We start from the raw sequence: 12,704 nt of genomic DNA on the forward strand, positions 1-12,704 counted from the left end.
TGGCAAACATAAGGGGTCCAGTAGCCTGAATCAAGGGCGACCGCTTCAATAGTAGATCGGAAGTTAAATTTGCTTAGTTGGTGCTCTAGACGTTCGATGTAAACAACAGAGTCATTAACGTTCCCCGCTGTCACGTGGCAGTCTGTAATGATGTTGTATTTGTGATCGACGGTCCGATGATCGAGGTAATGAAACCCTTCTGGTTTTCCATCGCGGTTTAAATAGCCACTGTCTGGATCCGTTAAACTAACTTTTATCGTTTTGGTTTCCACCTCCTCTTCTGGAGGAAAGGGCTTTTTTCCAAATTGCTCGCGATCCTCGTTTACCGCGTTTTCGAGCTCTTGGAGATATTCTTGCGGCGTGTATGTGACCTCGCGTTTTTCATAGCGTCCATTGTTTGCGTTGGCCTTAATATGCGTGGAATCCGTGACCAATAAACGGCCACCCACCATACGATACTCGATGGCTTGCTTCACGATTTGGTCGAAAATATCTTGAAAAATAGTCGTGTCATGGAATCGATGCTTTCGATTCCAACTAAAAGTCGAGTGATCTGGTGCTCTGCCTGTCAGGCCTAACCGAAGGAACCATCTAAACGAGACGGTGTCGTTGACAACGCGTTCCAGCTCACGTTCAGAACGAACGTTGTACAAATAGCCAATGAGCAGCATTTTAAAAAACACGATGGGATCTAAGGACGGGCGGCCATTGGACTCGCTATATAGATGACGAACCTTGTCCAAAATGAAGTCAAAGTCGATGTACTTCTCTACATGTCGGAGAAAGTGATTGGGTTCCACCATATGCTCAATACAGACTAATTCATAGTCTAATTGCGGATTAGGATCATTCGTGCGAAGCATAAAAACACCGCGCTTTCTATGGAATGGTTTCTACCCTCATTATACCATATTAACGCGGTGATTTATTGAAGTTTTTGAATTTCTCAACAGCCTGATATACGCATCAATTCCCGCTAAAGGTTAATCCCGACATCAAAAAAAGCCGGCTGCCGTCCCCACTTGGAGCGGAGATTTGGCAAGCCGGCTTCGGTTAGTTGTGCGCGATGCTTGTTAAACTTTAAGCTTGCTAGCCTCAGGCTCGTAACGCCGTCAAGCTGCCTTGCTGTTGGGCCGCCCAAACCGACAAGCAGCCCAGCTCCTGCTATCGGGGCTGGGCTGCTTGAATCTGGCTACCTAAGCCATCAAATCCTCCATCTCCACGCAAGCCATGACGAAGGCGCCGACGCCGTGGAGATCGTTGCTGCTCGTCGGGCGCGTGACGTAATTCTCGTAATCGCCCGCCGAGGTGCCGATGCAGATGTCCGGCATGACGAAACGGCCTCGTTCATCCGACTCCATGACGGCAATCAGCCCCTCGTATCCGCGGCGCGCCGCTTCCAGGCCATTTTCCCCGATCAGCCCTCGCTTGCAGGCTTTGGCGATCGTATAGACGAACAAGCTGGAGCAGGACGTCTCGAGCCAATTATCCGCGAGATGCCCTTTGTCCACGACTTGGTACCATAATCCGCTTGCCTCGTCCTGATAGCGAATCAACGCTTCGACCAAACTCGCGAGCTGATCGGCGAGCTCCTGCCAGCCCGGATCCGTCTCCGGCAGCTCATCCAGGAACTGCGAGACGGCAAGGCCGTACCAGCCGAGCGAGCGCCCCCAGAACTCCGGCGACCTGCCCGTAGCGGGATCGGCCCACGGCATTTCGCAGCTCTCGTCCCAAGCATGGTAGAGCAGCCCGTTCTCCCCGTCCAGCATATGCTTCCGCATGAGCGCTTCCTGCTGCAGCGCCAGCTCCCGCAGGCTCGCATCCCCGTAAGCGTTCGCGTACTTCAGCGCGAATACGCCTCCCATGTAGAGGCCGTCCAGCCACATGTTATACGCATATTTGTCCTTATGCCAGAAGCCGCCCTCGGATGTGCGGTGCAGCGTATGGAACAGCGCCCGCAGTTTATCCGCCGCGATGCGATACCTCCGATCGCCGCCGCTCCGCTCGTCCAGCCGGAACAGCAGCAGTCCCGGCTGGATCGCGTCCAGCTCGTCTCGCGCGAACGCGAAGTTGCCCTGCCCGTCCACCAGCTTGTCGACGTAGCGCTTCACGTAATCATCGTAACGCTGCTCGCGCGTCCGCTCCCAGACCATTTCCATGCCGCACAGGAATACGCCCTGATGGTAATGCCAGCGTCCCGCCGGCGGCAGCTCCTCCGGAGCGAACCGGTCCATTAACGAATCGCAGGCGGCTCTTGCCCACCCGATCGGCGTTGTCACCGTCTGTTCAGCCATAATCTCCATTCCCTTCTCGGTTTGTTGGTGTCCATTCTATCTCTCTCGTTCGACAGCATCCTCGTAAAACGAATCCAATTGCTCCCGCGTCACGCCCTCCAGCCAATCGGCTTCCGCGCCGGCTAGCTGCCGGCACAACGTCCGAATGAGCAGCGCCTGCGTGGCCGCATTCATATCGCCTTCCACCCGGCCTTCGCTCAGATGCACGGGATAAGGCATGCCGGGATACGTTTCCCCGTCCTTGACCTGCGCTACGTTGGGCGCCGAAGGCGAATGCGACAGCTCCCGCGAGAACCCGCCGTCGGCGCGCAGCAGCTTGCCCATGTTATGAAGCGTCCTGCGGAGCACGAAGGCCAGCTCCTCATTGGTCATGGCGGGCCGCACATAAGACAGCAAATGCACGGGATTGCGGATATAACACATATCCCCGGCAACCTCGTCCGCCAGTGCTTTCAAAATGCTGCCGTACATTTCCTTCTCCCGAGGCATCGGCCGCCCGAAGCCGCCGTAGAACAGATGCAGCTTGAACGTGCCGGAGATCCGGACGTACAACGAACCTTCGCCCCACAAGCCGGTAACCCGATCCTGCGCCTCTTCGAAAAAATCGAACGCCGCCGCCGCATACCGGCTCCGGTCAGGTTCCGCCAGCTCCCCCACATAGACGTGAGAGCAGGACAGCCGGTCGCAGCCGCGCCAGCTGTTCGACAGTTCGACGCTAGCCAGCCATTGCCGATACGATTCCACCGATGCCATGTAGGCCGGCGCGCTCTCCCGAGGCAGCCCGTAGAGCGGCGTCCCGCCCAGCTTGCGAAGCGCGTTCGCGCTGTAGCCGATCGCGCGGGATACCATCACTTCGTCTTCCCGCATCGCGGGATCTTCATCATAAAAGTAACCCGTCGACGAATCTTGTTTCGCCTGGAAGAAGGCAATCATCCGGCGGCGCATCGCGTCAGGCATCGTCTCAATCAGCCCCAGCCGCTCCAGCATGTTCAGCGCCTGCGCCGTGGATTCGATATCCGGACGTCTGCCTGCTTGCTCCCTGGAGCTCCTCGCGTAGTAGAAGCCACCCGACACAGGGTCGTATTGTCCTGCCAGCCACGGCAGCAGCCCCCCGAACATCCCGTCCATCTCCGCTAACCGTTTCGCCAGCATCGCCACCCCTCCCGTCCGTTAACCTTTGATCGAACCCAACATCGCGCCCTTTGCAAAATGTTTCTGCAAAAACGGATAGATGAGCAAAATCGGCAGCGTCGCCACGACGATGACCGCCATCTTGATCGTCTGATCCGGCGGCGGAACAGCGGAGTCGAGGTCGGCGCTGTAATCCATGCCGCTTGCGAGGACGACGATTTGGCGCAGCAGCACCTGGATCGGCCACTTTAAGCTATCGTTCAGGTACAGAATCGCGCTCAGATACGTGTTCCAATACGTGACGGCATAGAACAGCGACAATGTCGCGATGGCCGGCATGGAGAGCGGGAGCACGATCCGGAACAGGATGCCGAAGTCGCTGCAGCCGTCGATTTTCGCCGATTCCTCCAGCCCTTCGGGGATGTTCTGGAAGAAGTTTTTCAGAATGATCAAGTTAAACGCGCTGATCGAAGAAGGGATGACGAGCGCCAAATAGCTGTCGATCATGCCAAGCTCGCGAACGACCAAGAAAGTCGGGATGAGTCCTCCGCTAAACAGCATCGTGAACACGACGAGGAACATGATGCCCCTGCGTCCGTCAAGGTCGCGCCTCGCCAGCCCGTAGGCCATCAGCGCCGTAATGAGCATGCTGAACAGCGTGCCGAACACTGTGATGCCGACGGAAACGCTCATGGCCCGGAAGATCGTGTTGGTCGAGAAAATAAACGTGTACGCGTCGAAGCTCCATACGGTCGGGAAAAGAATAAACTTCTTAACCGCCATCTCGGCGCTGGTCGTGAAGGAGCCTGCGACGACGTGCAGGAACGGAAGCACCGTTACGAGCGCGATGATCGAAAGCAGCGCATAATTGACGGCGGCGAACACGCGCCCGCCGACCGTTCTGTCTTCCACCATGGGGTTTGCCTCCTCAAAAAATACTAGTAAACGCCCTCTTCGCCCATCCGTTTCGCGAGCTTGTTCGCCGTCATGACGAGGACGAGGCCCACGAACGATTTGAAGAAGCCGATGGCCGTGCTGTAGCTGAATTGGCCTTGCTGAAGCGCCGCCGTATACACGTAGGTGTCGATGATTTCCGCAACGTCGCGGTTCATGGAATTGAGAAGCAGGTAGACATGTTCGAAGCCCAGCTCGAGGACGTCCCCGATTTTCAAAATCAGCAAAATGATGATGACGCTCCGGATCGCCGGCAGCGTAATATGCCACACTTGCCTGAACCGGCCTGCGCCGTCCATGCGCGCGGCCTCGTACAGCTGCGGGTCGACCGACGCGATCGCGGCCAAATATATGATCGTTCCCCAGCCCGCCTCGCGCCATATCACTTGGATGATATAGGTTGGCCGGAACCATTCGGTGCTGAGCAGGAAATTGATTTTTTCGAAGCCGAGGTAAGCCAGCATTTCATTGATGATGCCGCCGTCCATGGTCAGCATGACGAAGCCGATGGACACGATGATGACCCACGACATGAAATGGGGCAAGTAGACGAGCGTCTGGAAAAAACGTTTGAAAAACGTGATTCTCACTTCGTTCAGCATCAATGCCAGAATAATCGGGATCGGAAAATAAAAGAGCAGGTTCATGCCGAATAAGAGAAGCGTATTGCTTAGAATCATCAGAAAATCCGGTTCGGTGAACAGCCTTTCGAAATGCTTGAGGCCCACCCATTCACTGCCCGCAAACCCCCAATGCGGCTTATAATCCTGGAACGCGATGGTCAGACCGAACATGGGAATGTACTTGAACGCGATAAAATACAGGATGCCCGGCAAAATCATGACGTACAGCCACTTGTTCCGCCAAAGCCGTCTCTTCAGTTCGCTGCTGCCGCGGGGCTTCGCCGCCGCTGGTTTGATCTCCGTTGCTGCGTGCTGCATGCTGGTTCTTCCTTTCCTGGGGAGTGGGTGGCCGGCGGCAAGGGGCAGAGGAGATGCCGCGGCTCGGCAAACGTGCAGTCCGCTTCGCCCTTCATCTCCCGCTAGATCACCCTTCAACCTGCTAAAAGCACACTACTTCTTGAACGCCGCCGTGAACTCCTCGATGATCTGCGCTCCGCCGCGGCTCTTCCAATCTTCCACCGCTTTGTCGAAGCCCGCTTTGTCGATGTCGCCGTACATGTATTTGTAAGTGGCGTCGACGATCAGCTCTTGCAGCTGCGTGCCCTTCTCCGTAAACGTTGCGGAATCGAGCGGCGCCGTCGGATCGTGGATCGCGATTTTTTCGCTTTCCGGAATGAGCTGCTCCGCATGGACGCGCACCGCCAGATCGTGGAAGCCATCCAGCATGCCGTTCGTCTCCGGCTCGCCGATGACGCTGTCCTTGTAGCCTTTCACTTCGCGTTCTGTCAGCTCCGCGTCGTCGGAAGCTTTCGCTTTGCCGTCTTGCACGTTATAGTGCGTACCTTCGATACCCCAGTACATGAGGTTCGCGACTTCCGGCGTCATCATTTTGTCGAAGAACGCGAGTACTTTTTTGAGTTCGGCCTCGTCCTTGATCGCGCCTTTCGGGAATAGCACGACGTTGTTGTAGCCCGGAATCGCCCACGACGCTTTCTCTCCGTTCGGTCCCGCCACCACGTTCTGCACCTCGATGACCGCTCCCGGCACGTTCTTCACGAGATCCTTATTTAACGAGTTCACGTCCTGCATGGAGCCGATGTAAACGCCGGCTTTGCCGCTCGTGAACAGGTTGATCTGGTCGGTTTTGCTCGTCGCCGCGAAGTCGACGTTCATCAGCTTGTTGTCGCGGATTTTCTTCATGAAGTCCATCGTCGCCACGTATTGGTCGAACGCGAACTCCGGCTGCAGTCCGCCGTCCTTCTCGCCCCAGTTGTTCGGCGTGCCGAAGTAGGCGGCCAGCGTCTTGAACGCGCCATAAACGAGGTCGTTCCGGTCCGTGAGGCCGATCGTGTCGTTTTGGCCGTTTTTGTCCGGATCGCCGTTCGTGAATTTCTCGATCATGTTGTACAGCTCGTCTACGGTCGTCGGAGCAGCGAGTCCGAGCGCGTCTGCCCAGTCTTTGCGGTAGATAATGCCTTGGCGCGCCAGCGGGCGTCCGATGTAGAGGGAATAAAGCTTGCCGTCGACCTTCGTGTTGTTCAGTATTTCCGGCTTCAGCTTGTTCAAGTTCGGGAATTCGGCGAGGTACGGACCGATCTCCCAGAACTGGCCGTCGCGGATCGCGCCTTTCATTTGGATGAACGTCGCTTGGTTTTTCAGGTAGGTCACTTGCGGCAGGGAGCCCGTCGCGAAGGAAGCGTTCAGCTTCTCTTCATACGTGTCCGCAGGAAAAAATTGATACGTCAGTTTCGTGTTCGTGAGCTTCTCCAGCTCGTTCTTGATCGTGTCCGGCGGCGTCTCCGAGATGTTGAGCGGAAGCATGATCGTAATTTCGGCCGGCTTCTCCGGTTCGGCGGGTTTATCCGTCGCATGCGTCGTTCCTTCATTCGTCTGCGTAGGGTCTGGGGTGTTCGTGTTATTGCCGTTGCCGCCCGAACATGCGGTGACAAGCAGGCTGAGCGTAAGGATGCTGCTGATTGCAATGGCTTTTTTGTTCATGCGCCTTGACCTCCGTTTTTTGTTGGATGCTGTGGTGCGGGGTGGAACGATTAGAGCGTAGCATCCGCGAAAACAGTACCGAAACAATCATTTGCTCACATCGGGCCGCTCTGTTCGTTCGTCTGAGGTAATGATTATCGGGGAGGGGGATGACACTTAAGCGCTTCGCCTTAGGTCAAAAATAAAAAACCGCCCCGGAGAGGGCGGTTCATCGACCGATCATATTCGTTATCTCGTATTATACGCATCCCTGTATTCCTGCACGATTTGAGCGCCGCCTTGGCGCTTCCATTGCTCGACCTGGGCATAAAAGCCGTCCGCGTCCAGCTTTCCTAACATATAATTGTAGGTCGCGTCGGAAATGATTTTGTACAGCTCCACGCCCTTCTCGTCGTACGTCTTGGATTCCAGGCCGTTCGTCGGATCCGGCACGATAAATTTTTCGTTGTCCTCCGTATACCGTTCCGCTTCCTCCTGCAGCGTTTCTTGCTCGCTGACGTCCAGGACGTTGGGATTGCTAAGGTCCGCGATCATCAGCACGTATAGCGCGCCCGCTTCCGTCGTGCGCAGCTGGGTCGTCTCCTCCGGCAGCAGCACCTTACCGTCCTTCAGCTTATAATGTTTGTCCTCGATGCCGTACCGAAGCACGTTCGCGACGTCCTTGTCCATCGTCCGGTCGTAGAAGGCCAATATGTCCAGCAGCTCCTCCTCCGTGCGGATCGCTTTTTTCGAGAACAAGTACAATCCGAAGTAATTCGGGATGGACCATACCCGGTAGCCTGCCGGTCCTTCGATGCGGTTCACCAGCGCGAACCGGGCTTCCGGGTTGAACTGCTTTGCCTCATCGGACAGCCTCTGGACGTCCTGCATGCTCCCGATATAGACGCCCGCCTCGCCGCGAATGATGAAATCCCGCTGCATCTCCTTGCTCGTCACCGCAAAATCCCGATTAATCAATCCCTCGTCGTAAAGCTGTTTCATAAAATTCATCGCGTCCAAATAAGCGGGCGACTCGAATTCGGGCACGATGGCTCCTCCCTCGCCCTCGACGCCCCAATTGTTCGGCGCTCCGAAATACGAGCTGAGCGTCTTGAACGCGCCGAAGACCAGATCGTTGCGGTCCGCCAGCCCGAACGTGTCCGCTTGGCCGTTGCGGTCGGGATCGTTCTGCGTGAACAGGCGAATGACCTCGTACAACTCCTCCAGCGTATCCGGCTTCTCCAGCCCGAGCGCGTCCAGCCAATCTTCGCGGATAATGATGCCTTGCCGCGAGGACGGGCGCTCCGTATAAAGCCCGTAGAGCTTGCCGTCCACGGCGGTCTGGCTCAGAATGCCTTCGTCCAAATGCCGAAGATTAGGGAAACGGTCCAAATACGGGCCGATCTCCCAGAAGGCGCCGGAACGGATCGCGTTTTTCATGAACATGTAATCGGTATGTTTCGCGAAGGTGACTTTCTTCAGCGAATTCGTCGTGAGTGCGGTATTCATCTTGTCGGTGTAGATTCCGTCCGGCACCCAATTGATCTCGAGCTCCGTCCCCGTCAGCTCCTCCAGCACGCTCATCGTCTCGTCGCTCGGAGGATGAGGGAAATGCAGCGGCGCCATGATCGAAATCTCGGGCTTGTCCCCCGCGTCGCCGCTGCCCGGTTTGCTGTCGTCCTGCACGCAAGAAACGCATAAGACGAGTACGGGCAGCAGCGTCAGCGCGAGCTTGCGAAGCGCGGCGGTTATTGGTCTTTTTGGCCGTGGCATATAAATCCCCCTTGTGTAGACGGCCTTTAGCCGACATAATCAAAGCTAATGATCATCGCCCGAGAAGATGATTATTGTCCCGAATGTATGCGTTTACTAAAATAGTGATAACAACGTACGATCTAGAGAGATAAGGTGGGGAAGCGTATGCGGTCTTTGTCCTTCTTAAGTAAAATGACCATATTCGGATTTCTGCTCGGCACCCTCCCTGTTATCTTCATTGGGGCATTCGCGTACATGACGTCGTCCAGCGAGATCCAGGAGAATGTCGTAAACGGCAACCGCCAGCTCCTCATGCAAATTAACTCCAATGTAGAGCAGAAGCTGACGACTGTCAACCATACGCTAAATCAGGTGATTCATTCCACCGTCCTCAAAAAAGCGATGAACCAGCCGCTCGCGGCGGATGATTTTATGACCTATAACGACATCCAGAACGAAATCCGGTATATGCAATCTTTCGACACGAAGCTGGAGGACGTCATTCTGATCAACGAGCGCCATAACTGGATGGTCAAAAATTCCGGCTTATACGCGTTCGACCGATATCCCTTCAGGGAACAGCTCGCTTCACTTCGCGACATACCGGAAGGCGTCTCTTGGGTGCTGACGCCTACGGAGTGGTTTTATTCCGAGGAGAACGCCCGCGGAACGGTCGCCTGCCCCTATATCATCAGCCTCGTGAAGAAGCTGCCGACCGCCGGCCTCGAGAAATACGGGCTTGCGATCGCCAATATCCCCGCTTGCGGCCTGCAAGAGCTGTTGGAGACGGAAGCCTCCGATGCGCCGATAGCGGAAATGATCATCCTGGACGAGCAGAACCGGATTCTGCTGCATCGCGATCCCTCCCTCATCGGGCAGCCCGCGGAAGCGGCGGGCATGCCCGCCGAGCGGTTGACTGAGGCGTCCGGCGAGTTCGTTGTCTCTGCGGAGCAAGGCAAACAATCCGTTACGTATTATCGCTCCGAGCTGAACGGATGGCATTACCTGTCGGTCTCCTCGATCGCCGCCATGACGAAGGAATCCGTCAAGATCGGACAGTACACGCTCTACATCTGCCTGTTCATGCTGCTCCTGTCGATGCTGCTCGCCTGGATCGGCTCCCGCCGCATGTATTCGCCGATCCAGACTCTGCTCGCCCAGGTCGGAGAGCTCATGACGGACGCGGGCAAGCGGCGGAACCGCAACGAGTTCCAGGTCATCAGCGAGCGCGTGCATCATTTGTTCCAGTCGAAATCCCAACTCGAGAAGGAAGTGCAGCAGCATGTGCAGCAGGCGAGAGCGTTTTTCCTGATGAGGGCGCTGCAGGGCAATGTCCGCGGCGGCGCGATTCCGGAGCGTCTTCGCCAGTTCGGTTACGCGGAGCAGCTTGAGGGTTGGCGCACAATGGCCGTTATGGCGCTGCAGATCGACTTCCAGGAGGACAGCCGTTATTCCAAAGGCGACCTGGAGCTGCTGCTGTTCGCCATTCATAACATCATCGAAGAGCTGGTGCCGTCGCGCGAACGGCTTGCTCCAGTCACGATGGACGGCTCGATCGTCGCCGTCATCGGCAGCGAGGCGGAGGACGAGGCGCTGTTTTACGATAAAATGCGCGCCGTTACGGAGCTGGTGCAATCCCAAGTGGCGGGTTATTTGAACCTGCAGGTCAGCATCGGAATCAGCTTGCCGTTCGTCGCCTTCGACCATCTCGCAGTCGCTTGCCGCGAAGGCAACGAGGCGCTCAAGCAGCGGATGAAGCTCGGTACGGGCATCATTATCCAATATGAGCATTTGAACCAAGAAGGCACGCATACCCTCAATCTTAGCTATCCGTCCTACATCGAGAACGAGCTGCTCGACGCCATCAAGCTGGCCGAGAAGGAAGCGGCCAAGGAGCTGCTGAAGCAGTTCCTGCAGACCGTCTTCGCGGAGGAGCTCAGTCCGCAGGAGTATCAAATTCCGCTGGCCCGCCTCCTCAACAGCTTGCTCGTCGTCATGCAGGAATCCGGTGTCGGCCTCGGCCAAATCCATCCGATGAAAGGCTCGCTGCTGGAGGAGCTGCTCGGGCTGCATACGCATGCGGAAATCGAGGATTGGTTCTGGACCGGCGTCGCGCATCCGATGGTGAAAATTTTCAGGGACAGGCGCGAGGCGCAGTACCACAATATTTCGGAGAAAATCATCGACCTCGTCCAGCACCACTACGATTCGGACTTGACGCTCGAGGAATGTGCGTCGAGGCTGCATTACAACGCGAACTACCTGAGCAGCGTCTTCCGCAAGGAGACGGGGCATTCGTTCAGCGAATATTTGACGATGTACCGGTTCAACATGGCGAAGCGCTGGCTCGCGGACGGCGAGATGCCGATCAAGGACATCGCGGCCAAGCTGCGCTACAACAACCCGCAAAACTTCATCCGCTCCTTCCGCAAGCAGGAAGGCATCACCCCGGGCCAATACCGCGAGCGAAAGCGCAGCGGTTAGGCGCGGCGGGAGCGCGGACAGGTACGTTTCGCGAACCTACAGCTCCATTCGAGCGCCCATTTCAGTCTGCAGGTACGTTTCGCGGACCTGCAGCAGCCATCGGGCGCCGGTCCACGTTGCAGGTACGTTTCGCGAACCTACAGCCCCCATCGAGCCCCCACTCAGCCTTATTTCTTTAGGTCGACGGAGCGGCCAGCTCCGCCATGCCGTACATGTAAGGGCGCAGCGCCTCCGGGATGCGGATCGAGCCGTCCGCCTGCTGATGGTTCTCCAGCAGTGGAATTAAGATACGCGGGCTCGCCACGGCCGTATTGTTGAGCGTGTGGCAGTAACGCAGCGCGCCGTTCTCGTCGCGGTAGCGGATGTTCGACCTTCGCGCTTGAAAGTCGTGCAGATTCGACGACGAATGCGTCTCCCCATAAGCGCCCCGGCTCGGCATCCAGGTCTCCAGATCGTATTGCTTATACGTCTTTTGCGACATGTCGCCCGTGCAGACCGCCATCTGGCGGTACGGCAGCTCCAGCTTCCGAAGCACGGCCTCGGCATGCCCGGTAATCTCCTGCAGCATGGCATCCGAATGTTCCGCGTCCGCGCGGCAGATGACGACCTGCTCCACTTTGGCGAATTGATGCACGCGGTATAGTCCGTGCACGTCCCGCCCCGCCGAACCCACTTCGCTGCGGAAACACATCGAAGCCGCGGCCAGCTTGATCGGTTCGGCGACATCCACGATTTCGCCGGCGTAATACGTGACGAGCGGCACCTCCGACGTTCCGACCAAATAACGCTCCTCATCCGCGATCCGGTATGTCTGATCCTCGCCGAGCGGGAAGAAGCCGGTCCCCTTCATCGCATCCGGCCGAGCCATCAGGGGCACATCCATCGGCGCAAATCCTTTTTCGATCAACAAATCCAGCGCCAGCTGCTGGACCGCGCGGTGCAGCAGAACGCCCGCCCCGGTCAAATAATAAAAGCGGCTTCCGGCCGTCTTTACGCCCCTCGGCACGTCGACCAGCTTATGCAGCTCCGCGAGCGCCATATGGTCCCGCCATTCAAAATCAAACAACGGCGGCTCTCCGACCCGCTTCAGCTCCACGTTGTCCGCATCCGAGCCGCCGACCGGCGTATCCGGCGAGACAATGTTCGGCACTCGCTCGCCCAACAGACGCATCGCCTGCTCCGCCTCCCCGAGCTCCCGTTCCAGCACCGCGATTCTCCCGTTCAGCTCCCGCACTTCAGCCCTGCCCCGCTCGGCCTCCTCGCGCCGACCGTTCCGCATCCACCGGCCGATTTCCTCCGAGAGCTTGTTGCGCGTCTCCCGCAGCCGATCCGTCTCGCCTTGCGTGCTCCTCCTCCGATCGTCCTCCGCCAGCAACTCGGCGACCGATAACGCGATCCCCTTCCGATCCGCCGTCAACTGCACCTCTTCCGCATGTTCCCTAATCCATTTCATGTCCAACATTTGGCACCGCTCCTTTGTTTTTGG

The 12,704-nt window shown here is 57.1% G+C and carries 9 protein-coding genes; 1 reads left to right on the forward strand and 8 read right to left on the reverse strand.

Annotated elements, in window-relative coordinates; genetic code table 11:
* The 7 genes from RB620_RS04715 to RB620_RS04745 all read right to left on the reverse strand — a co-directional run.
* On the reverse strand, positions 1 to 863 hold an 863-nt coding region (locus RB620_RS04715), incomplete at its 3' end, for an IS1182 family transposase (RefSeq protein ID WP_308092389.1).
* 333 nt (positions 864 to 1,196) lie between these two features.
* Positions 1,197 to 2,294 carry a glycoside hydrolase family 88/105 protein gene (locus tag RB620_RS04720; RefSeq protein ID WP_374121359.1) on the reverse strand — a complete coding sequence of 366 codons (1,098 nt, stop codon included), beginning with the start codon at positions 2,292 to 2,294 and terminating at the stop codon, positions 1,197 to 1,199.
* Positions 2,295 to 2,330: 36 nt separating this feature from the next.
* Entirely contained in the window at positions 2,331 to 3,446 is a 1,116-nt protein-coding gene (locus RB620_RS04725; protein WP_308092392.1) for a hypothetical protein, read from the reverse strand.
* A gap of 18 nt (positions 3,447 to 3,464) precedes the next feature.
* Entirely contained in the window at positions 3,465 to 4,340 is an 876-nt protein-coding gene (locus RB620_RS04730; protein WP_308092393.1) for a carbohydrate ABC transporter permease, read from the reverse strand.
* Between the two features lie 23 nt (positions 4,341 to 4,363).
* Positions 4,364 to 5,320 (reverse strand): ABC transporter permease, encoded by a 957-nt coding sequence (locus RB620_RS04735; protein ID WP_308092394.1) that lies wholly within the window; start codon positions 5,318 to 5,320, stop codon positions 4,364 to 4,366.
* Between the two features lie 132 nt (positions 5,321 to 5,452).
* The gene (locus RB620_RS04740; protein WP_308092395.1) at positions 5,453 to 7,000 is read right to left on the reverse strand and encodes an extracellular solute-binding protein; all 1,548 of its coding nucleotides are present in this window, start codon (positions 6,998 to 7,000) and stop codon (positions 5,453 to 5,455) included.
* A 228-nt stretch (positions 7,001 to 7,228) separates the two neighbouring features.
* Positions 7,229 to 8,752 carry an extracellular solute-binding protein gene (locus RB620_RS04745; protein ID WP_308092396.1) on the reverse strand — a complete coding sequence of 508 codons (1,524 nt, stop codon included), beginning with the start codon at positions 8,750 to 8,752 and terminating at the stop codon, positions 7,229 to 7,231.
* 147 nt (positions 8,753 to 8,899) lie between these two features.
* Here RB620_RS04745 and RB620_RS04750 point away from each other — a divergent pair, with 147 nt between their 5' ends.
* Entirely contained in the window at positions 8,900 to 11,218 is a 2,319-nt protein-coding gene (locus RB620_RS04750; protein ID WP_308092398.1) for a helix-turn-helix domain-containing protein, read from the forward strand.
* A 175-nt stretch (positions 11,219 to 11,393) separates the two neighbouring features.
* Here the strand turns inward: RB620_RS04750 and serS are convergent, their stop codons facing one another.
* Positions 11,394 to 12,680, reverse strand: coding sequence for a serine--tRNA ligase (serS, locus tag RB620_RS04755; protein WP_308092399.1), 1,287 nt, complete (start codon positions 12,678 to 12,680; stop codon positions 11,394 to 11,396).
* Between the last annotated feature and the right edge of the window lie 24 nt (positions 12,681 to 12,704).

The sequence above is a fragment of the Paenibacillus sp. LHD-117 genome, from assembly GCF_030929555.1.
GTDB lineage: Bacteria > Bacillota > Bacilli > Paenibacillales > Paenibacillaceae > Pristimantibacillus.

What these genes read in the sequence shown, in the direction of transcription:
- RB620_RS04720 (WP_374121359.1), bottom strand. Translation starts at nt 2,294, where the DNA reads ATGGCTGAACAGACGGTGACAACGCCGATCGGGTGGGCAAGAGCCGCC.
- RB620_RS04725 (WP_308092392.1), bottom strand. Translation starts at nt 3,446, where the DNA reads ATGCTGGCGAAACGGTTAGCGGAGATGGACGGGATGTTCGGGGGGCTG.
- RB620_RS04730 (WP_308092393.1), bottom strand. Translation starts at nt 4,340, where the DNA reads ATGGTGGAAGACAGAACGGTCGGCGGGCGCGTGTTCGCCGCCGTCAAT.
- RB620_RS04735 (WP_308092394.1), bottom strand. Translation starts at nt 5,320, where the DNA reads ATGCAGCACGCAGCAACGGAGATCAAACCAGCGGCGGCGAAGCCCCGC.
- RB620_RS04740 (WP_308092395.1), bottom strand. Translation starts at nt 7,000, where the DNA reads ATGAACAAAAAAGCCATTGCAATCAGCAGCATCCTTACGCTCAGCCTG.
- RB620_RS04745 (WP_308092396.1), bottom strand. Translation starts at nt 8,752, where the DNA reads ATGCCACGGCCAAAAAGACCAATAACCGCCGCGCTTCGCAAGCTCGCG.
- RB620_RS04750 (WP_308092398.1), top strand. Translation starts at nt 8,900, where the DNA reads ATGCGGTCTTTGTCCTTCTTAAGTAAAATGACCATATTCGGATTTCTG.
- serS (WP_308092399.1), bottom strand. Translation starts at nt 12,680, where the DNA reads ATGTTGGACATGAAATGGATTAGGGAACATGCGGAAGAGGTGCAGTTG.